General features: G+C 46.6%; 23 protein-coding genes. 8 read left to right on the top strand and 15 right to left on the bottom strand.

Features of this window, described 5'->3' with window-relative positions; translation table 11 throughout:
* Window positions 1-2: 2 nt before the first annotated feature.
* Both KNP88_RS00655 and KNP88_RS00650 read right to left on the bottom strand, forming a co-directional pair.
* Window positions 3-443, bottom strand: coding sequence for a Na(+)/H(+) antiporter subunit B (locus KNP88_RS00655; RefSeq protein WP_200872396.1), 441 nt, complete (start codon window positions 441-443; stop codon window positions 3-5).
* Window positions 440-2845: a Na+/H+ antiporter subunit A gene (locus KNP88_RS00650; protein ID WP_214891906.1), complete on the bottom strand. Its 2406-nt coding sequence runs from the start codon at window positions 2843-2845 to the stop codon at window positions 440-442. The genes KNP88_RS00655 and KNP88_RS00650 overlap by 4 nt, the downstream gene beginning before the upstream one ends.
* A gap of 340 nt (window positions 2846-3185) precedes the next feature.
* Between KNP88_RS00650 and KNP88_RS00645 the strand changes: the two genes are divergently transcribed.
* A complete protein-coding gene (locus KNP88_RS00645; protein WP_088837238.1) occupies window positions 3186-3458 on the top strand; it encodes a hypothetical protein in 273 nt (90 codons plus the stop codon).
* Window positions 3459-3512: 54 nt separating this feature from the next.
* Here the strand turns inward: KNP88_RS00645 and KNP88_RS00640 are convergent, their stop codons facing one another.
* Both KNP88_RS00640 and KNP88_RS00635 read right to left on the bottom strand, forming a co-directional pair.
* Window positions 3513-3806 carry a hypothetical protein gene (locus KNP88_RS00640; RefSeq protein ID WP_214891904.1) on the bottom strand — a complete coding sequence of 98 codons (294 nt, stop codon included), beginning with the start codon at window positions 3804-3806 and terminating at the stop codon, window positions 3513-3515.
* Window positions 3807-4464: 658 nt separating this feature from the next.
* Entirely contained in the window at window positions 4465-5178 is a 714-nt protein-coding gene (locus KNP88_RS00635; protein WP_214891902.1) for a YebC/PmpR family DNA-binding transcriptional regulator, read from the bottom strand.
* Window positions 5179-5380: 202 nt separating this feature from the next.
* Here KNP88_RS00635 and KNP88_RS00630 point away from each other — a divergent pair, with 202 nt between their 5' ends.
* Entirely contained in the window at window positions 5381-7165 is a 1785-nt protein-coding gene (locus KNP88_RS00630) for a glycoside hydrolase family 13 protein (protein ID WP_353048767.1), read from the top strand.
* 43 nt (window positions 7166-7208) lie between these two features.
* Here the strand turns inward: KNP88_RS00630 and KNP88_RS00625 are convergent, their stop codons facing one another.
* The 8 genes from KNP88_RS00625 to KNP88_RS00590 form a co-directional block, all read right to left on the bottom strand.
* On the bottom strand, window positions 7209-8417 hold the full coding sequence (locus KNP88_RS00625) for a DUF1015 domain-containing protein (protein WP_159172460.1): 1209 nt from the start codon (window positions 8415-8417) through the stop codon (window positions 7209-7211).
* A gap of 12 nt (window positions 8418-8429) precedes the next feature.
* Window positions 8430-9587, bottom strand: coding sequence for a phosphoglycerate dehydrogenase (locus tag KNP88_RS00620; protein ID WP_088837234.1), 1158 nt, complete (start codon window positions 9585-9587; stop codon window positions 8430-8432).
* A complete protein-coding gene (gene serC / locus KNP88_RS00615; RefSeq protein WP_214891900.1) occupies window positions 9588-10652 on the bottom strand; it encodes a 3-phosphoserine/phosphohydroxythreonine transaminase in 1065 nt (354 codons plus the stop codon).
* 356 nt (window positions 10653-11008) lie between these two features.
* Window positions 11009-11392: a nuclear transport factor 2 family protein gene (locus tag KNP88_RS00610; RefSeq protein WP_088837232.1), complete on the bottom strand. Its 384-nt coding sequence runs from the start codon at window positions 11390-11392 to the stop codon at window positions 11009-11011.
* Window positions 11393-11480: 88 nt separating this feature from the next.
* A complete protein-coding gene (locus KNP88_RS00605; protein WP_012370557.1) occupies window positions 11481-11681 on the bottom strand; it encodes a cold-shock protein in 201 nt (66 codons plus the stop codon).
* 200 nt (window positions 11682-11881) lie between these two features.
* Window positions 11882-12082 carry a cold-shock protein gene (locus tag KNP88_RS00600; RefSeq protein ID WP_029330387.1) on the bottom strand — a complete coding sequence of 67 codons (201 nt, stop codon included), beginning with the start codon at window positions 12080-12082 and terminating at the stop codon, window positions 11882-11884.
* A gap of 200 nt (window positions 12083-12282) precedes the next feature.
* Window positions 12283-12483 carry a cold-shock protein gene (locus KNP88_RS00595; RefSeq protein ID WP_029330387.1) on the bottom strand — a complete coding sequence of 67 codons (201 nt, stop codon included), beginning with the start codon at window positions 12481-12483 and terminating at the stop codon, window positions 12283-12285.
* 261 nt (window positions 12484-12744) lie between these two features.
* Entirely contained in the window at window positions 12745-12999 is a 255-nt protein-coding gene (locus KNP88_RS00590; protein WP_214891898.1) for an RNA polymerase sigma factor, read from the bottom strand.
* Window positions 13000-13155: 156 nt separating this feature from the next.
* Between KNP88_RS00590 and KNP88_RS00585 the strand changes: the two genes are divergently transcribed.
* The 4 genes from KNP88_RS00585 (at window position 13156) to egtD (ending at window position 17843) form a co-directional block, all read left to right on the top strand.
* On the top strand, window positions 13156-13695 hold the full coding sequence (locus KNP88_RS00585; RefSeq protein ID WP_214891896.1) for a GNAT family N-acetyltransferase: 540 nt from the start codon (window positions 13156-13158) through the stop codon (window positions 13693-13695).
* Between the two features lie 801 nt (window positions 13696-14496).
* Window positions 14497-15480: a GMP reductase gene (gene guaC, locus KNP88_RS00580; protein ID WP_214891894.1), complete on the top strand. Its 984-nt coding sequence runs from the start codon at window positions 14497-14499 to the stop codon at window positions 15478-15480.
* 130 nt (window positions 15481-15610) lie between these two features.
* Window positions 15611-16879 carry an ergothioneine biosynthesis protein EgtB gene (gene egtB, locus KNP88_RS00575; protein WP_214891892.1) on the top strand — a complete coding sequence of 423 codons (1269 nt, stop codon included), beginning with the start codon at window positions 15611-15613 and terminating at the stop codon, window positions 16877-16879.
* Window position 16880: 1 nt separating this feature from the next.
* Complete coding sequence (egtD, locus tag KNP88_RS00570; RefSeq protein WP_088837227.1) at window positions 16881-17843, top strand: L-histidine N(alpha)-methyltransferase; 963 nt, start codon at window positions 16881-16883, stop codon at window positions 17841-17843.
* Between the two features lie 182 nt (window positions 17844-18025).
* On the opposite strand, the gene KNP88_RS00565 is transcribed toward egtD, so the two are convergent.
* Both KNP88_RS00565 and KNP88_RS00560 read right to left on the bottom strand, forming a co-directional pair.
* Complete coding sequence (locus KNP88_RS00565; RefSeq protein ID WP_214891890.1) at window positions 18026-18364, bottom strand: hypothetical protein; 339 nt, start codon at window positions 18362-18364, stop codon at window positions 18026-18028.
* A 25-nt stretch (window positions 18365-18389) separates the two neighbouring features.
* Window positions 18390-19499 (bottom strand): NAD(P)/FAD-dependent oxidoreductase, encoded by a 1110-nt coding sequence (locus KNP88_RS00560; protein WP_214891888.1) that lies wholly within the window; start codon window positions 19497-19499, stop codon window positions 18390-18392.
* A gap of 272 nt (window positions 19500-19771) precedes the next feature.
* On the opposite strand from KNP88_RS00560, the gene KNP88_RS00555 reads away from it, so the two are divergent.
* On the top strand, window positions 19772-20320 hold the full coding sequence (locus tag KNP88_RS00555; protein ID WP_214765048.1) for a hypothetical protein: 549 nt from the start codon (window positions 19772-19774) through the stop codon (window positions 20318-20320).
* Window positions 20321-20430: 110 nt separating this feature from the next.
* Window positions 20431-21387 (top strand): magnesium/cobalt transporter CorA, encoded by a 957-nt coding sequence (gene corA, locus KNP88_RS00550; protein ID WP_214765045.1) that lies wholly within the window; start codon window positions 20431-20433, stop codon window positions 21385-21387.
* Window positions 21388-21538: 151 nt separating this feature from the next.
* On the opposite strand, the gene KNP88_RS00545 is transcribed toward corA, so the two are convergent.
* Window positions 21539-25132, bottom strand: a complete 3594-nt coding sequence (locus KNP88_RS00545) for a dynamin family protein (protein ID WP_214891885.1) — start codon at window positions 25130-25132, stop codon at window positions 21539-21541.
* Window positions 25133-25144: the final 12 nt, after the last annotated feature.

Below are 25144 nucleotides of genomic sequence, written 5' to 3'. Positions count from 1 at the left end.
TGTTAATCACTCTCCCCAATCGTTTGAATGATCGTCATCGTGACGCCGACGACGACGAAGTAGACACCTAGGTCAAATAACATGGCCGTATGCAAAGACGTTTTTCCGAACAATGGTAAATCAAAGTACCCATGGGCGTGGGTGAAGAACGGTACATTAAACAGTAAGGCACCGGACGCCGTCAAAACAGCGATCAACATCCCGACGGCTGTCACCATCTTGTAGTCGAACGGCAGGATTTGCCGAAGCGTCTTGATGTCGAAGGCAAGCAAAATCAACACGAGAGCAGACGCAGTGACTAGTCCACCGATGAATCCGCCACCTGGCGTATAATGTCCAGCGAAAAACAAGTAGACGGCAAACAAGAAAATAATGAAGGTGATGAACGTCGTCGCCGACTCTAGAATGACGTCATTCGTATTCTTTTTCATTGGTTTTTTCATTTGTCGATGCCTCCTGTCTTTCTGAAGTGAATCATCGCGTAGATGCCAAGACCAGCAATGGCAAGCACGCTGATTTCGAACAGTGTATCAAAACCACGGAAATCAACGAGGATGACATTGACCATGTTTCCGCCAGCTGCCAATTCATACACGTTATCAATATAGTATTTAGCAATTGAGGCAAACGAGCGTTGACTGAGCGATGACAGGGCGACGAGCGTCACGCTGAGACCGACCAATGCTGAAATCGCAGCATTTCCAAGTTTAAATTTAATTCGTTCTTCTTTACGACTGATTTCCGGCATGTGGTAGAACACTAGCAGGAACAGTGCGACAGAAACTGTCTCGATGACGAGTTGCGTCAAAGCGAGATCGGGCGCACGGAACAAGACGAAGAACAAAGCGACCGAATAACCGGCAACACCAAGCAAAATGATTGATGTCAAACGCGACCGAGCGAACGTGATCGAGAGCGCACTGCTGACGAGGACGAGTACTAAGATGATTTCGTAAGCGGAAATCGAGCTTAGGGGATCGACGTCGAAGGCAAAGGCATCGAAGAAAAACAGGCTCGATAATACGAGGAGGACAATGAATCCGAAAATATAAACGAGATAAGACCGCATATATCCGGTCATGACCGCATCGTGAATCGCCGTCGAAACTTTTTCCCCGCGGCGTAACAAGCCATCATATTGATGGTTCAGCGAGAAACTTTTCGGCATCCGATTATAGAGTGACTGCCATTTCGGGAAAGTCTTGAACAAGATGAACCCGACCGTAATGATGATGACGGTGAAGAGAAGTTCAAGATTCAATCCGTGCCAAAGCTTAATGTGGACATCAATTTCACCACCAGCAGCTAGGACTTGCGGTAAGATCGCTTCGGCTGCCGGACGGATGATCGTTTCCGACAACATATTCGGGAAAAGACCGATCAAGATGACGAGTGAAGCCAAAATGATAGGTGAGATCAGCATCCCGATTGGTGCTTCGTGTGGTTTTTTTGGTAACTGATCATGCTGTTTTGGTCCAAGGAACGTCCGGTAGACGATCAGTAAACTGTAAACAAACGTAAAGATACTTCCGACGACGGCGAAAAGTGGGAATAAGAAGCCGAACGTTTCGAGATGGAATAAGCCGGATTCAGATACTTCGTTGACTCCAGTCAAGAACATCTCTTTACTCAGGAAACCGTTGAATGGTGGGACACCTGCCATCGACAATGTTCCAATCATCGCAATTGTAAACGTGACCGGCATCAATTGTGATAGACCACCGAGCTTACGTAAATCGCGTGTTCCGGTTTCGTGGTCAACGATTCCCGCCATCATGAACAAGCTTCCTTTAAAGGTCGCGTGATTAATCAAGTGGAAGACGGCCGCGACGGTCGCGATCGTATATAAACTGTCAGGCAATGCCTCGACCTGCAAAGCAGCAGCTCCTAAACCGAGGAGCGACATGATGAGACCGAGCTGAGAAATCGTCGAGTACGCTAAGATTGCTTTTAAATCGACTTGTTTGACAGCGTTGAGAGATCCCCAGAATAGCGTGAACATTCCGACGCCAGAGACAAGATAGAACCAAAGTGGCGTCTCGGCAAAGATCGGACTCATCCGAGCGACGAGATAGAGACCGGCTTTGACCATTGTTGCCGAGTGGAGGTAAGCACTGACCGGTGTCGGCGCTTCCATCGCATCCGGTAACCAAATATGAAACGGGAATTGAGCCGATTTCGTAAAGGCTGCCAATAAAAAGAGGACGAGTGCAACAAGAAACATCGGATCATTACTGTACGTACCGAGTGTACTGAATGACTCCCGGATACTAAAGGAGCCGGATAGTAACGAAAGAATCGAGATCCCACCGAGCATTGAAAGTCCACCAAAGACGGTGATCAACATTGATTTTTGAGCACCGTAGCGGGAACGTTCCCGTTCATACCAATACCCGATCAACAGGAATGAAGAAATCGAAGTCATCTCCCAGAACATGTACATGACAATCATGTTGTCAGAGAGGACGATTCCGAGCATCGCCGTCATGAAAAGAAGCAAGTAGACATAAAAATTATGCAGCGCCTCTTTTTTTGCGTCGAGATAATAGACGGAATAGAGAACGACGAGCGTCCCGATTCCTGTGATCAACAGGGCGAACAATAGTCCGAGACCATCGATGTAAGCGACGAAGTTGATTCCGAGTGACGGGATCCACTGCATCGACTGCGTGACAGTCTCCCCAGCCATCGTCTGACTGATGTATTGACTAAAGTAAAGAACGAGCGAAAGAGGGACGAGCAAGACGAACCATCCCGTATGCACGGAGCGAAACTGTTTGTACAAGAATGGGATGAAGATACTAGCAAGTAATGGCAACAAGATGGCCAAATGAAGCAATGACACAAGATTCCCTCCTTTGAAATGAACCGAATAAATGAAAGAAGGACTTCGTACGCAAGCGTTTGTTCTGCTTGGGACTTGTCCTCTCAGCCATATTCATTCGATTTTATGATTGAGCACCTGTTAAAAGTATAGCGTACATTTGCCGTCTCTGCATGACTAGAACCCTCATGAAGCAAAGGAGACCAGTGTTTTTAGATTAAATTATTAAATATGTAGAAACACGGGTGAAAAGGATTGAAAAAAATTTTTAGCCTTGGTTAGAAAGTGATTAATCTGCAATCATTGAGGGAACATTATTCAAGTAAGATCATTTACTATGGAAAGCAGGGGGAACCAAATCATGAATACTACATTAAAGCGCAGTCTGTTTGTAGGTAGCTTAGCCGCAGTGTCTGTTTTCGGAATCAAGCAATATAAACGTTCATGCGCGAAACAAAATCAAAGCATCAGTGATTCAGCTGAGCTCGATCGTCGTCCGAGTGTCGATCAAGGTCAAGATGAATCGGAAGTTGGCTTAACACAACTCGATTCCATCCAAAAAGCAGAGTGGCAAGCGAATGGTTTCCCGCAAACACATGCGGAACGTGAGCGTCTAGAAAACGAAGAAGTGTAAAAAAACAGCGCGTCCTGTAATGGGAGGCGCTGTTGACATGTATTAGAAAACCACTTAAGCACTCGTACTTTCGAGGGCTCGAATTCGTTCGCTATGGGCAGTATAGGATGAAAGATGTTCGAACTGATGTAACGTCAGTGTCGTCATCCGGCGTTGACCGGTGCTTGATTCGAGGAGTAAATACGCCTCGTTTTGATCTTCACCACCACCGTCGAAACGGATGTGGGCAGTAATTAGGCGACCATCGTTCGTCTGCATATAAATATCGTAACCACCAAAGTCGACCCGATTAAAGCGAGTAGCCTCGTTGACGATGTGTTTAAAAGTTTCAATGACTGCATATGACATGATTATTCCTCCTTCTTCTCTTACAAAACTAACGGGCTATTCCAAAGATTAACCGTTCCGATTAATAATTTTCCCATTAAATTGAAGAACTAAACATAAAAAAAGAATCTTTTTTTTCAGGCTGTAGACAAAGTGCCGTCGGGAGATCAAGCGTCTTTTTTCGTTGCTTTCCTCGGGCGAGGCGCAAGCCGTTGCTCCTTGATCCTAACGGACAAGAAGCAGGGTCTTGCCTGCCTCTAAAAGTGCGTTAAAAACGTACTTTTCCCCGCAGGAGTCAACGAAACGTGACGCTTTTTAGGTAACGCTATGACGGAAATCCAGTCATGCAGACGGTTTAGGGCGCAATCCGTCTCGAATCGCTTTTAAAGCGAAAAGCAATCGGTCGCGACCCTGCAGCTTTGCTGTAGCGGCGCGGAAGATTGCCGCTTTGAAGACGAGGCGAGACAGGGAAGCGCGACCGGATTGTCTCTCGTTATCGCATGTTGACGCTTCATAAGAGTTTGTCTACACGCTGAAAAAAAGAATCTTTTTTTTGCTTGTCATGAAACGCGTTTCATAATGTATTTTGTAAATAAGGTAGCGCGTAATTGGAAGCATAGTTAAACCAAGCGTCAGCTAAAAAAAGGAAAAAGCAGCCAAAAGGCTGCTTTTTTATCGTTTAAAGTTCAACGTTATGATAGACCTGTTGCACATCTTCTAAATCTTCGAGTGCATCGACCATTTTTTCGAATTGCTGAACATCTTCTTCAGATAAAACGACTTCGTTTTGAGCGAGCATAACGAGTTCGGCAACTGAAAATTCCGTCACACCGGCATTTTTTAATGTTTCCTGGACCGTGTGGAACTGATCGGGTTCAGCATAGATGATAACGGCTTCCTCTTCTTCTAGGATGTCACGGACGTCGATATCCGCTTCCATCATCAATTCAAGAACATCATCCGCCGATTTTCCTTCAAAAGCAAAAATGGCAGTCGCGTCAAACATATAGGCAACGGAACCACTGACACCCATGTTGCCTCCATTTTTCCCAAAGGCAGCCCGCACGTCTGAGGCCGTCCGGTTGACGTTGTTCGTTAATGTCTCGACGATGACCATCGAGCCGCTTGGTCCGAATCCTTCATAACGGAGAACATCGAAGTTCTCTTCCGCGCCGCCTTTTGCTTTTTCAATCGCCCGATCGACGATTGCCCGTGGCACGTTATACGTCTTCGCACGCTCGAGAACAACTTTAAGTGCTTGGTTTGATTCAGGATCCGGTTCACCTTGTTTCGCAGCGACATAAATTTCACGACCGAATTTCGCATAAATCCGGCTGGTGTTTTTGTCTTTCGATGCCTTTTTTTCTTTAATGTTATTCCATTTACGACCCATCAGAATCCACTCTCTCTTTCACATGACTTCGATTTTAGTTGGAAACCAGACGGCTTCCTCTGCGTTATCAGTATACATCAAAAACAGGCAGATACTGAATCAAAATGGTGAGGGAATAGCTGACTTTTTGCGGAAAACGTTTATAAGGGGTACGAAGTCGGGAACAGGAATTAAATCTACAGCTATTCTGAAGGGGTGACGGATCATTAATAAGCAGGCCGTTTTTCACCGGGCGATGTCGCCATATGTCTACAAGTACGATCAAGAAACAGTCCATATCAGGTTGACGACCGCAAAAGGGGATGTCGACCGTATCCGTCTGATTCATGGCGATCCATACGAATGGGATGCAGAACGAGAAGAGGATCGGGACTGGAACTTTGATCCGGATAAAGAAAAGTTTTGGAAAACGCAACAAACACCGATGATTCGGACAGGTGCTGACGCGACGCACGACTATTGGTTCGTCGCCATAAAACCGAGTCGAAGACGCGTCCGTTATGGATTCGAGTTGTCGACTGCTGAGGAAACGGCAATCTACACGGAACGGGGATGGTACGACGAGATTCCGCTTGACCACCCCGGTTATTATTTTGCCGTTCCGTACATCAATGCAGTTGACGTATTCGATGCACCGGCATGGGTCAAAGAGACGGTCTGGTATCAAATTTTCCCTGATCGGTTTGCGAATGGAGACGTTACGAACGACCGACAAGGAACGGTCCCGTGGGCGTCGGAAGCACCGGCTTACGAGAATCACTTTGGTGGCGATTTTCAAGGTGTGATTGACAACATCGGTTATTTGAAAAACTTGGGGATCAACGGGATTTATTTCTGTCCGGTTTTCGCTGCACCCTCCAATCATAAGTACGACACGCTTGACTATTTGAAACTCGATCCTGCATTCGGGACGGAAGAGAAGTTTCGTGAGATGGTCAAATTGTTACATGCGAGCGGGATTCGCGTATTACTCGACGCCGTCTTTAATCATGTCAGTGTCGACCACCCGACGTTCCAGGATGTCATCAAGCGGGGGGCTGATTCAGAATATGCCGATCGGTTCATGATTGATTCGTTTCCGATCGAGATGGACCCGCCGAACTATGAAGTATTTGCTTTTGAAGCCAACATGCCGAAGTTGAACACGGCGAATGCAGATGTCAAAGCCTATCTGTTGAAAGTCGGGCGATACTGGGTCGAAGAGTTTGGAATTGACGGCTGGCGGCTCGATGTCGCGAGCGAAGTCGATCATGCCTTTTGGCGTGACTTCAGAAAAGAAGTACGTACGGCAAATCCGGAAGCCTATATCGTTGGAGAATGCTGGACGGATTCGCAAGAGTGGTTGTTTGGAGATCAATTTGATGCCGTCATGAACTACGGACTGACGGAAGCGTTCTTGACCTTCTTTGCGACGCGAGAAACGACAGCCTCTGAATTTAGTTATGCCGTCGTCCGGAACTTGAACGGAAACGCGATGAACGTCAACGAGGTGATGTTTAACTTAGTTGGCTCTCACGACACACCACGTGCATTGACACGAGCGGGTGGCGATAAGGAACGGATGCGACTGCTTTTATTATCGCTCTTAACCTTCACGGGAAGTCCTGTCATCTATTATGGTGATGAGATCGGTATGACCGGTGGGCAGGATCCGGCAAACCGGAAATGTATGGAGTGGGATCAAGAAAAACAAGACACAGAACTGCTTAGCTACGTAACGGAATTGATTGCGATTCGAAAAGCCCATCCGGCGCTCGCGAATGAAGCATCGTATGTCTTTGAGCAAATCGATGACGAAAAAAATCAGTTCGTTATCCGGCGCTCCTCACCACATGGGGACTATCTAATCCTCATCAACAATGGGGAGAAAGAAGCGCGGTTCGAATTTTCAGGACGTGCAGTCGACTTACTGGACGGAACGGAGTGGGCTGGTGAAATCAACGTAGGGCCAATCCATGGGACGATCTTACAAATAAAGAATGGATAAGAAAAAGGATTGGCGCAATTTTTGCGCCAATCCTTTTATATTGTCAGCTGAAAAAGCGATGAATCAGTAAACCGCTACGCAGTTTTGGTTCGAACCACGTCGATTTTGGCGGCATGACTTGATTTGCATCCGCGACTTGCATCAAATCCGTCAAGTCGGTCGGATGTAAGTGAAAGGCAACTGCCATCGTCCCGTGATCAACGAGTTGTTCTAGTCCAGCATACCCACGGATGCCACCGACGAATTGAATCCGTGCATCGGTCCGAGGATCTTCAATTCCTAAAAAGGGTGTCAAAAGTTCATGTTGAAGGATAGAGACGTCAAGATTGTCTTTGACAGTCGTCTGTTGCGCCGTGTAATCGAGCGTATACCATTGTTGCTTAAGATACATCTCAAACCGGTGTTTTTGCGTCGTCTCAGCACGACCAACCGTCACGGTGAAGCGTTGACTGATCCGTTCGAGTAATTCGTCGACCGATTGTCCGTAAAGATCTTCGACAGCGCGATGATACCCCATGATCTTTAATTGATCACTTGAGAAGGAGACAGCAAGGAACAGTTGTGCCTCTTCGTTGTCCGGATGTAATTTTGCAACTTTTGATGCCGCTTCTGCCCGGTGATGTCCGTCCGCGATGTACAGTGCGTCATGACGAGCGAACTGACTCCCAATCGTCAGCATGTCAGAGCGATTTGTAATTTTAAAGATTGTATGTTCAATCCCGTCCTCGGTGGTGAACTGATAGAGCGGGACATTTGTACTCTGTTCTGCAACGATTCGATTGAGTTCATCATCCGGTTGATGGGCGAGTAGGATGGGACCGGTATGTGCCTCTAACGCATCGATTTGACGGACGCGATCTCGCTCCTTATCAGGACGCGTAAATTCGTGTTTACGGATGAAGCCGTCGTCGTAATCAGATACGGACACGCAACCGACAAAACCTGTTTGGACATGTTCGCCATCACGGAGACGATAGAGGTAATAGCATTCGTCTTCGTCAAGCTTTAGGATTTGACTATCGCGTGCATCCTTGAAGTGGAGGGCAGCTTGTTGATAAACACGCATGTCGTGCTCATCGATTAGATCAGGTAGCGTCACTTCAGCTTTGTCGATCCGAAGGAAGGATAAAGGGCGACGGCGTACCTCGACCCGTCCTTCAGCCCGGTTGAAGACATCATAAGGTAGCGAAGAGAACGTTTCTGCATATTTGCTTTGTGGTCGTAGTGCCTGGAAAGGTTCGAATGTTGGCATGAGATCACTCCTTTAAAGTAGTCGCGTTTTTAAGATGCCGGGAATCGCATCGAGCTGTGTCAAGGAAATCGTTTCGTCAAGATGGTTATCGATGTCGATGATCGTATAGGCAATCGGCCCTTTGCTACCGTTAATCATGTTCGCGATGTTAATACGCTCCGTCGCGAGGACAGAAGCAATCTGACCGACCATGTTCGGAATATTTTGATGGGCAATCGTCAAGCGACGTTTACCTGAATCGGCGAGTTCAACTGACGGGAAGTTGACGGAATGACGGATGTTGCCGGTCTCAAGAAACGTTTTCAGTTGATCGACGGCCATGATGGCGCAATTTTCCTCCGCTTCAGCCGTCGATGCCCCGATATGCGGCAACGGGATGACGCGCGGTAACGATAAAATGAAGGCATTCGGGAAATCGGTCACGTAGTTCGCGAGGCGACCAGATTTCAGGACGGTTGCGAGTGCAGCTTCATCAATCAACTCACCACGCGAAAAATTAAGTAGCGTCGCACCTTGCTTGACTTTCGACAACAAGCGTTCATCGAGCAGGTGATGTGTTGCATCGACGAGTGGAAGGTGAAGCGTGACATAGTCACTCGTCGCAAGAAGTTCTTCAAGATTCGTCACCCGATGAATTTGATTTGAGACCCGCCATGCGGATTCAATCGACATATGCGGATCGTAACCGGAAACGGTCATCCCTAACTCATGCAGCGTATTAGCAAGATTTGCCCCGATTGCCCCGAGGCCAACGATGCCGATTCGTTTACCTAACAGCTCTGTCCCGACAAATTGCCGCTTGTTGGCTTCGATCCGTTCCGGGATGTCTGGTCCGCGTAAATTATTCGTCCAAAGGATACTCGGTATCAATTTTCGGGCTGTTAAAAAAAGACTGGCGATGACGAGTTCCTTAACGGCATTCGCATTCGCACCGGGCGTCGAAAAGACGGGGATTCCACGATTTGCGAGTTGGTCGAGCGGGATCGTATTGACACCGACGCCAGCACGGGCGACCGCCTTCAAGGAGTCGGCGAACTGCATCCCGTGTAAGTCCTTGCTTCGAACGAGGAAAGCATCTGGTGCCTCTACTTGGCGATGGACGTGGTAATCGTCCGTAAAGCGACTCAGTCCTTTTTCAGACAAATCATTCCACAACTGGATTTGGTACATTTAACGTTCCCCCTGTTCAAATTTACGTAAGACGGATAGTAAAGCTTCGACACCAGCGGTCGGCATCGCGTTATAAAGGCTAGCCCGCATACCGCCGACAGAACGATGTCCTTGTAGGTTCACTAAGCCGTGTCGTTCGGCGTATGCGATAAAGGCATCGTCTAAGGCTTGTTGTCCTGTCGAAAACGGGATGTTCATCAAACTTCGATCTGCGTGAGCGACTTGATTCGAAAACAGGTTGGAGTGGTCGAGCGCATCATAAAGCGAGGCGGCTTGAGCACGGTTGCGTGCCGTGATTGTCTGTAATCCGCCCTCTTGTTTTATCCATTCGAGAACGAGTTTCGTTAAATAAATACTATACGTAGGTGGTGTATTGTAGAGTGAATGGTGTTTCGCATGAACGTCATAACGTAAGTATGAACCGAGAGCAGAAGGTGTCTGCTCGACTAAACTTTTTTTGATGATGACAAGTGTCATACCGGCAGCACCGAGGTTTTTTTGGGCGCCTGCATAGATGACGTCGAACGCGCTGACATCAATCGGTTCTGATAAAATTGATGAAGAAAAATCAGCGACGAGCGGGACGTTGACACGTGGAGCTTCCTGAAAAGTCGTCCCTTCAAGCGTGTTGTTCCATGTCACGTGTAGATAATCGGCATCCGAAGTAAAAGGACCGGCCGGAATCGACCGATAGTGATCGTCTCGGGAAGAGGCGATGATGCGTGTCGATGCATAAGGAGCAGCATCGGCAATCGCCTTTTGCGACCAGCCGCCCGTATCGATGAAGTCGACACGATGAGTCGTCGCAAGGTTCAGTGGCAACATAGAGAATTGGAGCGTTGCGCCACCCTGTAAGAACAAGACATCATAGTCTGACGGCACTTCAAGCAGTTCGCGGACGAGCGACGTTGCATCGTCTAAGATTGCTTCGAATAGGGCGGAGCGATGACTGAGCTCGAGGACAGACTGATGGGACCCTCGATAATTCAATAATTCCGATTGTGCTTTACGTAAGACAGGTTCAGGTAAAACGGCTGGACCTGCGGAAAAGTTAAAAACAGTCATCCAATTCCTTCTTTCTCGTTAATTTTCAGAAAATACATGCAACTTCAGTGTAACGGAATGAAAACGGATTTTCAAATTGCTTTCAGATAGATTTCAAGTACCGAATTCGAATAAACAAAGAGGCTGACTCAAAAGTCGCTCCAAAACCAATTGTAGTGACGGACGGTTCCGGTTTCACACGGCTATACAGAATAAAACGGAAGAGCTCGCACCGTCAGATACAAATAGGCCCGTTTCCCTGTCCATAGTGAGCAGGGAAACGGGCTTTTGTCTCACCCGAGAAAAGTGAGAGAGCCATTCCTTGTTAAGGCCGTTGATCGTCATCGCAGTAAATGAGAGGAGTGAATCCATGTCATTTAATTTTGATCAAGCGACGTCGCTTGCGAAAAATGCCACTTCCAGCCTGTGTCCGTCAGTTGATAAAGGGAGACGATACGAAAACGTCCTACATAAGACGTCGTCCCGTATTGAAACTGGTCTTCTGTCAATGTTTGTACCAAGGCAGTCGTCTCAAAAAGCTCGACAGTCATCGATTCATCTATAGAAGAAACCCATTTTATCAAATCAACGTCAACATAGTGGTCTAAATAAGTTTCTGCGTCGAATTGTCGTCCAAGTCCATCGATGAACGAGAAACTAGGAGTTAAAAGTTCGTTCATCGCTTCTCGGTTTCCAGCCATCAAATGGTCGTGTCTTGCTTGTAAGACATGTTGCAGTTGTTCTTGTGTTGAGAGTTGCATGGAAGTTCTCCTTTCCTTTCTATACGTATGAAGTTTATCATGAATGAAATTAAAAAAAAGACCTTGCATCAGCAAGGTCTTAAAAAAATTAAAGTTTAGTAACGTTAGTTGCTTGTGGTCCGCGTTGGCCTTCTTCAACTTCGAAAGAAACCTCTTGACCTTCGTCAAGTGATTTGAAGCCATCAGTTTGGATAGCTGAGAAGTGAACGAAAACGTCGTCGCCGCTTTCACGTTCGATGAAGCCAAAACCTTTTTCTGCGTTAAACCATTTTACTTTACCTTGTTCCATGTGTGTTGCCTCCTGCGTGTGACTGAGTCACACTGATTATTACTACCGTGATCAATTTCATCGAGTTAAAAGTGTAACCTTCTTATCTCCACCGAACAACAATAATTACTTAATAATATACCATGGATCGATTGAAAAAGAAAGGGGAGATAAAAAAGAATTAAAAAAGAGGATTTGCATCAGCAAATCCTCTAAGGAAATTAAAGTTTAGTAACGTTAGTTGCTTGCGGTCCGCGTTGACCTTCTTCAACTTCGAAAGAAACCTCTTGACCTTCGTCAAGTGATTTGAAGCCATCAGTTTGGATAGCTGAGAAGTGAACGAAAACGTCGTCGCCGCTTTCACGTTCGATAAAGCCAAAACCTTTTTCTGCGTTAAACCATTTTACTGTACCTTGTTCCATGTGTGTTGCCTCCTGCGTGCGACTGAGTCACACTGATTATTACTACCGTGATCAATTTCATCGAGTTAAAGCGTAAACTTTGTATCTCCACCGAACAACAATAATTACTTAATAATATACCATGCTCATCGGAAGAAAGAAAGGGTAATTTCAAAAAAAATAAAAAAAGAGGATTTGCATCAGCAAATCCTCTAAGGAAATTAAAGTTTAGTAACGTTAGTTGCTTGCGGTCCGCGTTGGCCTTCTTCAACTTCGAAAGAAACCTCTTGACCTTCGTCAAGTGATTTGAAGCCATCAGTTTGGATAGCTGAGAAGTGAACGAAAACGTCGTCGCCGCTTTCGCGTTCGATGAAGCCAAAACCTTTTTCTGCGTTAAACCATTTTACTGTACCTTGTTCCATGTGTGTTGCCTCCTGCGTGCGACTGAGTCACACTGTTTATTACTACCGTGATCAATTTCATCGAGTTAAAGCGTAAACTTTGTATCTCCACCGAACAACAATAATTACTTAATAATATAGCATGCCTTCGAAAAAAAAGGAAGGAATAAACAGAAATATCATTAACTTTTGTTAAAAAACTTGAAATGACTTCAGATGTACTTAAATTTTAAAGGGTTCGGCGTCGACCTAACGAATAAAAGTGGCAAGGTCTGTTTGTAGTCAATGGACAGGCTGATGAGGGTGTCGGACGTGCTTAATTGCTGCCATGACATAACCGTGAATGGAAGCATGCCGGCGTGGCTCTGTCCAAACGGCTTTAAAAATATGTGTCAACGTCCGTTGAATCCGTGTTTCATCCGTTGTCACGCGTCTAAGTAGAAGGTAAAGAGAAGTTTCATACCGATCGTAAAGTAACTCGAGGGCATGACTATTTCTTAATTCGATTTGTTCGAATAGTTCTTGGTCTGTCTTCATGCTCTCCTCCTTAATGTCATGTAGTTAAATGATTGTCATTGAATTGTCATCTGTTCTGCTTAGGTTGTTTTCCCCAAGACATAATAATCAAACGTTTTAACTGTTTAATTTCAAGATATTTATAGGGCGTGTTACTTAAAAAGGAGCTGTTTAAGGATGAGTCGTGTTTTTATTAGACCTTATATAGAAGAAGATGCATTAGAATTGCTGGAACTGAACGTACGAAACCGGGGGCACTTTGAATTTTGGATGCCACTTAAGCCGAAAGAAGATCAATATTCACTTGGAGCCCACCAAGAACGGATTCGTCAAACATTACAAAAGATGCAAGATGATCGTTACTATGCGTTTGGTGTTTTCATGAAGGAGAACAATACATTAATCGGCGAAGTATCTGCTTCGTTCATTGAACGGTTTCCGGCTGAAACATGTATGATCGGCTATCAACTTGATCGAAATTACAATGGTCAAGGATTGATGGCTGAAGCGGTCAGTCAAGCAGTTGCACTGCTCTTTGACAAGTATGCATTTCATCGGTTACGAGCGGAAGTGATGCCTGAGAACATTGGATCGATCCGTGTTCTCGAAAAAGTAGGCTTTCGAAGAGAGGGACTTGCTAGGAAAAGTCTATATATAAATGGAAACTGGGAAGACTTCACGATGTTCGCACTATTAAAAGAAGAATTTTTAGAGTGAGCAGAAAATGATTGTTGTCGATGTCGACGTATTATAGTGCATGGTGCAAAAAACTAAAACGCCATTACTTTTTAGTCTTTTGTCGTCGCGATCATCCGCGGGTACAATCGAATAAAGTGAACCTTCTGTGTATGCAGTCATTCGCACATTATATGAAGAAACTGGATTATTCATTCGACTAACACGCCTGATTGGCTGTTTTAATGGTGAATCGCTTGAATGGACGTACTTTCATCTTGAAGAACGACTATCATTCGCCAGACTGTGGACAACGAGCAGGGTCTTGCCTGCCTCTGAACGTGCGTTAAAAACGCACTTTGCCCCGTAGGAGTCAACGAAACATGACGCTTTTCAGGTAATACCGTGACAGAAATCCAGTCATGCAGACAGTTTAGAGCGCAATCCGTCTCAAACCGCTTTAGACCGCGAAAAGCAATCGGTTGCCGCTTTGAAGACGAGGCGAGACAGGGAAGCGCGAACGGATTGCCTCTCGTTATAGCCTGTTCACGCTTCATAAGAGTTTGTCTACACGCTCATTCGCACTGCATGATCTAAAATCGATTTTCATCCGAAAGTCAAAATTAAGATATTTTGACTGTTGAAAAGACTGATTAGAGCAATTGAAGCATAAAAATGAGTGGAAAAACGAACGATAAATCATTTTTAAGATAAAAATATTTGTTTTTAGGTGATAAATTACTCTAAATCCTTTGACATGACATTCTGCATTCGATATAGTGTTCAAGTACGAACGATTATAAACAATAGTTTAAAAAATATTCGTTATTTGGAGTGTTGAAAATGGATGTAGTATTTGATTATGAAGATATTCAATTGATTCCCGCAAAGTCAATCGTTGGCAGTCGATCTGAGTGTGATACGACGGTCGAGTTTGGTGGAAGACGATTCAAACTACCGGTCGTCCCGGCGAACATGCAAACCATCATCGATGAATCGATTGCGACGTACTTAGCCGAAAATGGTTACTTCTATATTATGCATCGCTTTGAACCAGAAAAACGACGGATGTTCGTTGAGACGATGCAAGCGAAAAACTTAATCGCGTCGATTAGTGTCGGCGTCAAGATCGAAGAGTACGCGTTCATCGAAGAACTCGCACAGGCAGGGCTCGTACCGGAGTATATTACGATTGACATCGCGCATGGTCATTCAGACGCAGTCATTCAAATGATTCAGCACATTAAACGATTTTTACCGAACAGTTTCGTCATCGCTGGAAATGTCGGAACGCCGGAAGCTGTCCGTGAACTTGAGAATGCAGGTGCGGATGCGACGAAAGTCGGAATCGGACCCGGGAAAGTCTGCATCACGAAGATTAAAACAGGATTCGGCACAGGCGGTTGGCAACTGGCAGCACTTCGCTGGTGCGCTAAAGCTGCGAGCAAGCCGATCATCGCGGATGGAGGAATTCGGACACACGGTGATATTGCGAAATCCGTCCGTTTTGGTGCGACGATGGTCATGATCGGTTCATTGTTTGCCGGGCATGAAGAATCGCCTGGTGAGACGCATGAAGTCGATGGTGTCCGCGTCAAAGAATACTTTGGTTCGGCATCAGAGTTCCAAAAAGGTGAAAAAAAGAACGTTGAGGGGAAAAAGATGTTTGTTGAGCATAAAGGGAGCTTAGCCGATACATTGACGGAGATGGAGCAAGATTTGCAATCGTCGATCTCGTACGCCGGAGGAAATAAACTGCAAGCGATTCGGACGGTCGACTATGTCGTCGTCAAGAACTCAATCTTTAATGGGGATAAAGTATTTTAAGGCAATTAAAAGTAGAAAAAGCAGACGGTCTCGACGACGTCTGCTTTTTTTGCATACTTCCTATAAAACTAGGGTAATAGTTAAATGGTTATTTTTTCAGAAAATTCCATCAAAAGGGGTGTCATAGCATATGAACACAGAAACGACAACGTACTTAATCGAAAAGTTTACGCGAGTTCGTGATAAGACAATTGAATTGATTGATCTACTTGAACCGGAAGATTTCGTAATCCAAGCAAGTGCTGATGTAAGTCCGGCGAAATGGCATATCGCGCATACGACATGGTTTTTCGAACGGATGATTTTACAGGAATACGATGCAGCGTATCAAGTGTTTAATCCACAGTTCAATTATCTGTTCAATTCGTATTACAACTCAATCGGTCCGTATCAACCGCGCCATCAACGAGGTGTCTTGTCGCGGCCGACTGTAAGTGAAATCATCGCCTACCGCTCGTACGTCGATGCGGCAATCGATACATTCTTGAGACAAGATCGCGACGCGGCGAGTCAAAATAAAATTGAAGGTTTGATTGAGATGGGGTTACAACATGAACAGCAACATCAGGAACTTATTTTGATGGATATGAAATTTAACTTGTTCGTCAATCCCTTGTTACCGGCCTATCAAAATAAAGCGGTCGTGCCGACTGCTGAAACCAATGTCAGTCCTACTTACAAAACATTCGATGGAGGATTGATTGAAATCGGTCATGATGGGACCGGCTTTGCGTTTGACAACGAAAGTCCTGTCCATAAAGTATGGTTGAATCCATTTGAACTGGCAACTGCGCCCGTGACGAACGGGGAATACTTAGCTTTCATCGAAGCTGGAGGTTATGAGACGTCTGAATATTGGCTTTCTGACGGGTACCAAGTCATCAAGCAACTCGGCTGGAAAGCACCGCTCTACTGGATGAAAGATGAGTCGGGGGACTGGTCTGTCTTCACATTAAATGGTGTCGAACCACTCGCACTCGACGAACCGGTTTGTCACGTCAGTTTTTATGAGGCGGATGCTTATAGTCGCTGGAAAGGAAAACGTCTCCCGACGGAAGCGGAGTGGGAGCATGCGGCAAAAACGGTCGCAAGACAAGGGAACATGATGGGACGAGGAACGTATCATCCGGCATCGGTTGTACTGGCCGACCACGAATTGACAGGAATGTTTGGTGACGTTTGGGAATGGACGGCCAGTGCCTATTCATCATACCCGGGCAGTCGACCGCTTGAAGGAGCACTAGGTGAATACAATGCAAAGTTCATGTCTAACCAGATGGTGTTACGGGGTGGCGCGTGTGTGACGCCGGACGATCACATCCGTGAGACGTACCGTAATTTCTTCCCGCCGGATAAACGGTGGCAATTCAGTGGGTTCCGTTTGGCAGGTGACCTGTAAGATGAGTCAGCAGGTAAAAAGCTTTGATTTATATACGACGCAGCAAAATATGTTAGAAGAAGTCATAGCTGGTTTATCGAAACCGGCTAAAACGCTTCACGCCAAGTATTTTTACGATCAAACGGGGTCGGAACTGTTCGAGCAGATTACGCAACAACCGGAATATTATCCGACGCGCACTGAACTCGAGATTTTGACGACGCACCAAACGACGATTGCAGATAAAATTGGTCCTGTCCATACATTGATTGAGTATGGGAGTGGCAGTAGTCGGAAAATCAAAAGTCTGCTCAGTTCGCTGCACGGGTTGGAAGAATATGTCCCAATCGATATCTCGAAGGACTATTTACTACAGTCGGCGGCGGAGTTGTCAAAAGATTATCCGAATCTCTCGATTAAAGCAGTTTGTGGCGACTATTCGACACCGATCACACTACCGGTTGACCGCGCACTGAAAAAAGTTATCTTCTTCCCGGGATCGACGATTGGTAACTTTGATCCGGCGGAGGCGATGGAGTTCTTGCGCCATTCATCTCATTTACTCGAAGTGGGAGACGGCTTTTTAATCGGTGTCGATACAAAAAAAAATCCGGACATTCTTCATCGGGCGTATAACGACATGGCCGGCGTCACGGAAGCGTTCAACTTAAACATCCTGACCCACATCAATCGTGTATTAGATGGAACATTTGATCAAACAAGGTTTGAGCATGTAGCATTTTATAATGAGGCGCAAGGTCGAATCGAGATGCACATCCGCAGTCGGATTGACCAGATCGTACAAATCAACGGTCAGCCGTTTACGTTCCAGGAAGGTGAAACGATTCATACAGAAAATTCGTACAAATATAGCATCGAAGAATTTCAGCAGTTGGCAGGTAAAAGTGGCTTTCGGGCCGTCACTTACTGGACGGACGCCAATCATCACTTCAGCGTCCATTACCTTGAGAAGACGAACGGCTAACGCGATCATGACGATGGAAGAAGGGCTGACACACCGCTAACTGATGACAAAATAGAAGGGATTACCATCTTAAAGTTGATGGGCAATCCCTTCTATTTGCGTGTAGATAAAGTTGCATTGGATTTTCCGCTTGAAACTGTTTAACCGAAAAGACGCGGCATGCAGAACTATCAGGCGAAATCTCAGCTGACGCGACTTCCGTCCGGAATTGGATGTTCCGGACATACGAGGACGGGCATCAGTCGATCGAGCGGACCGAGTTCAAGGATACGACCTGTGAAACCGGCACGTACGCCCTCGACGTTCAGGATCGCGATGGCTTGTTTCCCTAAAATTTCTTCATAGTCGAACCGGGTTTCGACCCAGTCGAGTAAAAAAGAGTGATCGTGTCCATCGAAGTCGACCGTCACGTTGAGAAGGTGTGTTTCATTCTCGTCACGGATGAGAGAACGAATCGTCCCGACACGGATATCTAACGTGGTAAAGGTTTCGACGGGTACAAATGGTTTAATCGGATCCATGGGTCATCTCCTATCGTCAAACAAATTAGTTGTGATAAGTCGGAACGTAATCACTTAACGGAATCTCGAGCGGTTGATTTAACGCCAGTTCTGCGAGCTCGCGTCCGAGATAAGGGCCGATCGTCAATCCGGATGCACCGAGGCCGTTCGCGATGAAAACGTTCGGGTGAGCATCGAGTGAGGCGATGACCGGTAACGAATTACTCGTGTAGGGACGTAGACCAACCCGCATTTCATGGATGTTCGTTTCTTCGAGTCGTGGTGCGACAGGGAGGGCACGCGTTAAGAGCGCATGCATCCCTTTGACGGTCGGTTGTAAGTTGTAATCAAGTTGTTTTTCATGGGTCGAACCTAAAGCAAGGCGACCATCTTCCGTCGACACGAGATAGAGTCCACGTTGCCCCATGATGACGGGCCAATGTTTCGTTTTCATTTCCTCTAAATCAAGATGAAGGATTTGTCCTTTTTCCGTCCGGATATCGAGTTCGAGCTTGAGCGGACGTAACAATTCATTAATCCAGACCCCAGCCGTCAAAATCACGTGCTTCGCGTAATGCGGTTGTCCATCGATTGAAATACCTTTCACTTGTCCTGTTTCGATGAGTAATTCAGCATCCGCATCAATAACGGTCGCCCCGTAATGGATTGCCGCCCGCTCGAGTGCGCCACGCAAGGCACGACCATCGACGCGAGCCCCGCCGGAGACGAACAACGCGTCTTCGACAGTATCGATCAATGGAAATAGAGATTTGACCTGAGAAGCGTCGAGTCGTTCGATGCGTCCGATGCCTGGGGCTTCCGGGAATCGATTTTCAGCAATCGTATTCATCTTCTCGATTTTTGATGATTCATGTAGCGCGATCGTGCCCACTTTTCGGTACCCGGTCGCGGTTTCGCCAAGCGCTTCCAGTTCTTCGATTAACGTATCGTAATAGTGAGCGCCATTATTTGCTAAGCGGTACCAGGCTTTGTTGCGACGTTGTGTCATCCAGGGGCAGATGATGCCGGCTGCTGCATCGGTTGCGCGTCCGCTTTCTTTTCGGTCAATCAAAAGCACGGTCGCCCCTTGTTTTGATAGGTGATAGGCTGTCGATGCACCGAGAATACCGGCGCCGACGATGATGTGTGTGTACATGTCAATTCAACTCTTTTCTAATGACGGTCTTTCTTTAGTCTAAAGAAAAAAGAGCAAAGCGACAAATCTAAATTCAAATGTGTCATTGAAGTGTGGGGAATGATGGGAAATCGAATCTTTTTTTCGGAATATTTCGTATACTTTACATACGGACGCGTATAATTGCAAAATAGACGATTAGAAACCGTCCAATCAGGAAAGATACCCTTATAGGCATCATGTCCCGACATCAATGGCTTAGCACTCAGTCACTTTTGAAGGAGGGGAAGGCAATGAACATTAGTCAAACCATCGTACGCAAACGCTACACGGACCACACTTTGTTTTATTCCGCCATCCTGATCTGGAAGTTGCTCTTCTTCTTACCCTTATTGATGTTCATGAATAGTGGCTCCGACAATGTGTTCCAACTTTATTTCGTACCGTACTTGACCGTGATCGTTTTGTTTCGGGTCATGACATATTACGCGACGTATAAAGCTTCCTTCATGGAGATGACGGAGATGGGGCTGTCTGTTTTCCTCATCATCGCCGATCTTTATATCATCGCGCTCTTCCAAATCCCGCTTCCATTCGGAATGATCATCATGTTATTGTCGATTCTCCACTTTAGCGCCGCATTTAGCCGTTTTCGTTGGTTTCGGCGCCGTATGTGGTTGAACCGCCATCTTGAAATTCTCAATTACTTGACGGATCATGGTGAAACGCCGATCAAGATCGCTGTCGTCTCGGAAGATGAGATGCTCGTGACAACGAAAAGTGGGAAAGAATTCACATATCGCCAAGTCTATTGGAGTGGCTTTTATTTTGAACGCGGGTGAACGATTAAGGACTGTGTTGCTAATTGGCGCAAGTCCTTTTTTTGATGATGGCTATTTAAGATCGGTTTTGCCATACTAAAGTGAGAAAATAGCAAGGAAGGTGTTCATTGGTGATTCGTGCCCTCATTGTCACACAGGACAATCAAGTTTTTATCGATAGCAATCTCGAGCGACTGGACCGTTCGGACATTAAGTGGTATTTCGTTGATTTCGACCAACCGACAGAACAGGAGAAACAGTTACTCGTTTCCTCGTTTACCTTTCATCCGCTCGCAATAGAAGATTGTTTTCAATACTTACAGCGACCGAAACTCGAATATTATGACGGATACAGCTTTTTTGTATTGCATGCGGTTGAAGAACCTTCGTTAAAAGGGAAAGAAATCAATCTATTTGCGAGTGAACAATACGTCATTTCGTATCATGAGCAGGCGTCACGAGAAGTAGACTTCGTGTTTCGGGCATTTCAAAAATTGACAGGGCATGAAGAACATCTAACGGTCGAAGTTGTCCATAAAATCATGGATAAAATCGTCGACGGGTATTTCCCGATCGTTCATAATCTGGAAGACCGCATTTTTTCACTCGAAGGTCGATATGAACAAGCAGGCAATGACAAACAAATCATGGAAGATATCTTTGACATCCGCTCAGACTTACTTGAACTCGCACGGACGGTCTTACCGATGCGGGATTTACTGTACCGGGTCATCGAATCGAAACGACTGGCGATTCATCCGAACAAACAAGCATTTTTCCGTGACATCTACGACCATTTGCTGAAGTTAAACGACATGATTGAATACAATCGGGCGATGACGTCAGAATTCCGGGAAAACTTCATATCTTTGAACTCCTACCGCATGAATAACATCATGAAGACGTTGACGATCTTTACGACGATTTTCATGCCGTTGACGTTCATCGCCGGCATCTACGGGATGAACTTTCAATATATGCCCGAGCTGACGGTCCGCTATGGTTACTTCATTACGCTTGGCGTGATGGCGCTCGTCGCAATCGGGATGACGGTTTATTTTATCCGAAATCACTGGTTTGAAGAGTAGGCGTGGGAAATCGTCGTTCCTTTCCCACCGGTCACACAAAAAAAACGCCGATGTTTCCGTTTTACACACGGGGACAGCGGCGTTTTCCATTGTATAATCTTCTCATTCATGACGGATACCTGAACAAATCTTAAAGCGTCAGCCCACTGTTTTAGTGAACCGATTGCTCAAATACGTCATGCAGTTTCGCTTGGGCAGCCTTGAATGAGTCCAGTGGATGCGCATCCGTCAAAGTCGAACGTTCCGTCTCAATTTGGCTCAATAATGTCTCTGTCCATTCGGCATAGAGTGTCGCGAAGACCTCGTCGAGATGTTGCTCCGTTAGATGACGAAGGCGCGACTCTTCGCCTTCGAGATAACTAACGGCATCCGGTTTCGTCAACGCGACCAGCGCGTCTTTTAAGTGCTCCTTCTCGTTCCGTTCGAAGAAAGCCTTTGCGTTCCGGAAGTAGCTTTTGACGGAACGGTATTTCGTGTCATCTTGGAACGGACCGCTGAACGTCATCGGAGGTAGCGTTGGCGGATCGAGTGGTGATAGTTGGAACGACGGGTTCAGTTTCGCAGCATACATCGCCTCTTCGTCAAGACGCTTTGCGATGGCACGTTGGATCCAGCTATCGATCCGGAAATGGGTGACACGTAATTCTTGTTCAAAATCATACCGCAAAAATCCGAGTAATTCGATGAGTGCTTGTTGCAAAGCGACTGCTTTCGTCGCGTTCGCAAACCGGACCGGATGATAGGCTTCCTTGAAAAAGTCTGGGAAGCGGTAATAGATGCGTTGGTTGACGTGATGTAACAATTCATGAATCTCAGCAAATAGCTCATGGTGAACGAGTTCGACCCGACCGTTCGAGAAGTGTGCCGTGATTTCTTGTTCGAGCGCATCGAGTTCCGTCAATCGGGCATCTTTTCTGGCGATGTTCCGTTCTGTCTGATCAATCAATTGATTGAGGCGGTGGATTGTCTTGTCCGTCTCTTCCGTCAAGGATTGAAGCGCGAGCCCTTTCAAATCATGGTTCAAGAAGTGATGGAAGGCTTGTTCGAACGAATCGATGCCGGATTGTTCATCAATCCCTTGTTGTTTCTCGGCAAGGGCGTTGAGGCTCGAGACGCCGAACAGACGTGGTGCACGGATGCCGAACCGTTTTAGTTCCGTGCCGACATAGTGTAGGACATCTTGCTGTTCCGCTGTCGAAGTTGCGAGATCAATCGCATTGACGACGAAAAACATTTTGTCGAGCTCGAATGCATCCTTAACCCGGCCGAGTTGAATCAAAAATTCACGATCGGCTCGGGCGAAGGCGTGATTGTAGTAGGTGACGAACAGGATCGCATCCGCATTTTTAATGTATTCAAATGCGACGTCCGTATGCCGGGCATTGATGGAATCGGCACCCGGTGTATCGACGAGCGTGATTCCGAGACGTGTCAACGGGCTGTCGAAATACAGGTCGATTACATCGACGAAACAACTGAGGTGTTCCTGCGCGACATACTCCTCGAATGCCGATTGATCGACGGTCTGTTCTGTACCGATGAAAGGTTCGACCGTCGGATATCCTTTTAGGAACGCGCGTAAGAAAGAGGCATCTTTCAAGTCGCTTGTCGTCCGTTCGCGCAACCATGTGACGACGGCAGTGACTGACGGCATCGTTGCGTCAAACGTTTGCAGGGCTTCGTTCAAGTCGTTGAGAAGGTCAGTCTCCGATTTAAACCGGATCGTTGCGGTCCCGTGGACATGCGTCGCCGTGACCGGTTTAATCCGATTGATGGATGCCGTCGTCGGGTTCGGTGAGACCGGTAGGACACGCTGACCGAGCAAAGCATTACAAAACGAAGATTTGCCGGCGCTGAAAGCACCGAATAAGGCAATCGTAAAGTCGCTTGTCGTCACGCGCGCAAGCTTTTGTTGCAAATACTTCGTAGCGTCCTCGAACCCGCGAACACCGGAGAGAATGGTCTGGATTTGCTGCATCTCTTCTAATGTATAACGGGATGGGACAGCTTGAAGCGTTTCTTCATGCGTAGTCTCCATCTCTTGTGTCACGACTGGATTGATCCCTGTAAACGTCTCAATGTCGAGCGTCGCCTGCGTAAGCTGCGTACGCCACTGTTCTAGTTGCTCACGTGCCGCTGTCATATCGTCAGTGGTCGGTTCGTTCGCTCGTTCGAGGTAGCTTATTAACACCTGTTCCGCATTCTTGAACGTTGTCATCACGTCACATTTTTGTTCGAGCGTTTCAAATTCAGCTTGAAGCGTCGCTTTCGCAGGGATGTTTTCATGCGTCAACTCCTGGCGGACCGCTTCTCGCCAATGGTTCGTTTCCTTGACGTACCAAGCACTGACCGATGCAACGACCCGATTCGTGAATTGCAAGACCGATTCCCCGGTAATCGTGATGCTGTCTTGAAGTGCTTCCTCAATGACGGCTAACGGTGGATCAAGTGGGAGTTGATCGATTCGTAACGAGTGCTCGTCAGACAGCAAATCAATTTCCGCTAGCGATTGTTTCATAAGTTTTCGAAGGTGAAGCGCAATTTCAGAAGCAGTGACAGACTGGAGAGCGCGCAGGACATCGTCAGCGATGACTTGTTGCGCCGCCTGTGTTTTTTTAGCGCTCCGGAACAATCCGACCTTGAATGCAGGTTGCCGAGATTCGAGGAACGTTTTCATCTTTTCGCGCAATTCAAACGGCATCAGCGTCGCATTGCGAAGTAAACTTTCCCGGTGTGCCGAAAAACGGCTGCTCCATTGTTCAGGAGCAAACAGGGTCAATTGATGTTTGACTTGTGCATGCCGGTCAAACACACGCTCCGCTTCTGCGCGTTCGGTCGCCGAGACCGTATCCCGCATCGCGTCAGATGCTTCTTCAATCATGTCTTCTAAATAGTTGATGTGTTCCTGGTGTAAGACCTCGAGCGTCGTTTGAGCGGATTCGATCAATTTCGGCTGGGCGTCACGAATACTTTGGTCGACCAATCGCTTGACGGCAGAAAAGTCGTTCCCCGCGAATTCCGGCTCACGCAGGCTCGTGAAGAAAATGCCTTTCGGCTGAACACCATGCTCAGTAAACGATTTTTCGACGGATCGTTTAAAGGCATCGAATGACAGCTCGGATGTTTGGTGTTTGTCGATTTGATTGACGATTAAATAGAGTTCAGGAACAGAAGCGAGCAAGTCTTTTGTGACGCTGAAGTTCAGTTCAGATTGGACATGGTTATAGTCCATGACATAAAAGATTAAGTCGGCGACATGTAACGCCGATTCAGTCGAAATCCGGTGGGCGTCATCAACGGAGTCGACGCCTGGCGTATCCATCAGGACGAGACCAGGTGGTAAAGTGGATGTCGCATGGGTGATGTCGATTTGTTGGACGGTGCCGTCACGGCCGAAATGGCGTAAGTGTTGCAAATCATCTTCCGAGGCTAGACGGACTGCTTTTCGATCATGGAAGGAAACAATCGCTTCGTCGGTCTCGCCTTGACGAAGCGTGACGATATTTGCACTCGTCGGAATGGGACTCGTCGGGAGAATGGATTCGCCCGTCAAGGCATTGATCATACTGGATTTACCGGCAGAAAAATGACCGGCGAAGGCAATCGTATAGTCGCGTCGTAATAACTTCTTTGAAAATGTATCTAATTTATCGAGTCGGAGCTGATCGCGTGAAGGTTGAATCAGTGTCGCGAGAAGCGCCGTCGCTTCCAGGTGGTTCGTCAATCGTTCTTCAAATGAGCGCATGCAAATTGTAAC

The sequence above is a fragment of the Exiguobacterium sp. H66 genome (assembly GCF_018618705.1).
Classification (GTDB): domain Bacteria; phylum Bacillota; class Bacilli; order Exiguobacteriales; family Exiguobacteriaceae; genus Exiguobacterium_A; species Exiguobacterium_A oxidotolerans.
This window is presented reverse-complemented; position numbering and strand designations above follow the sequence as displayed.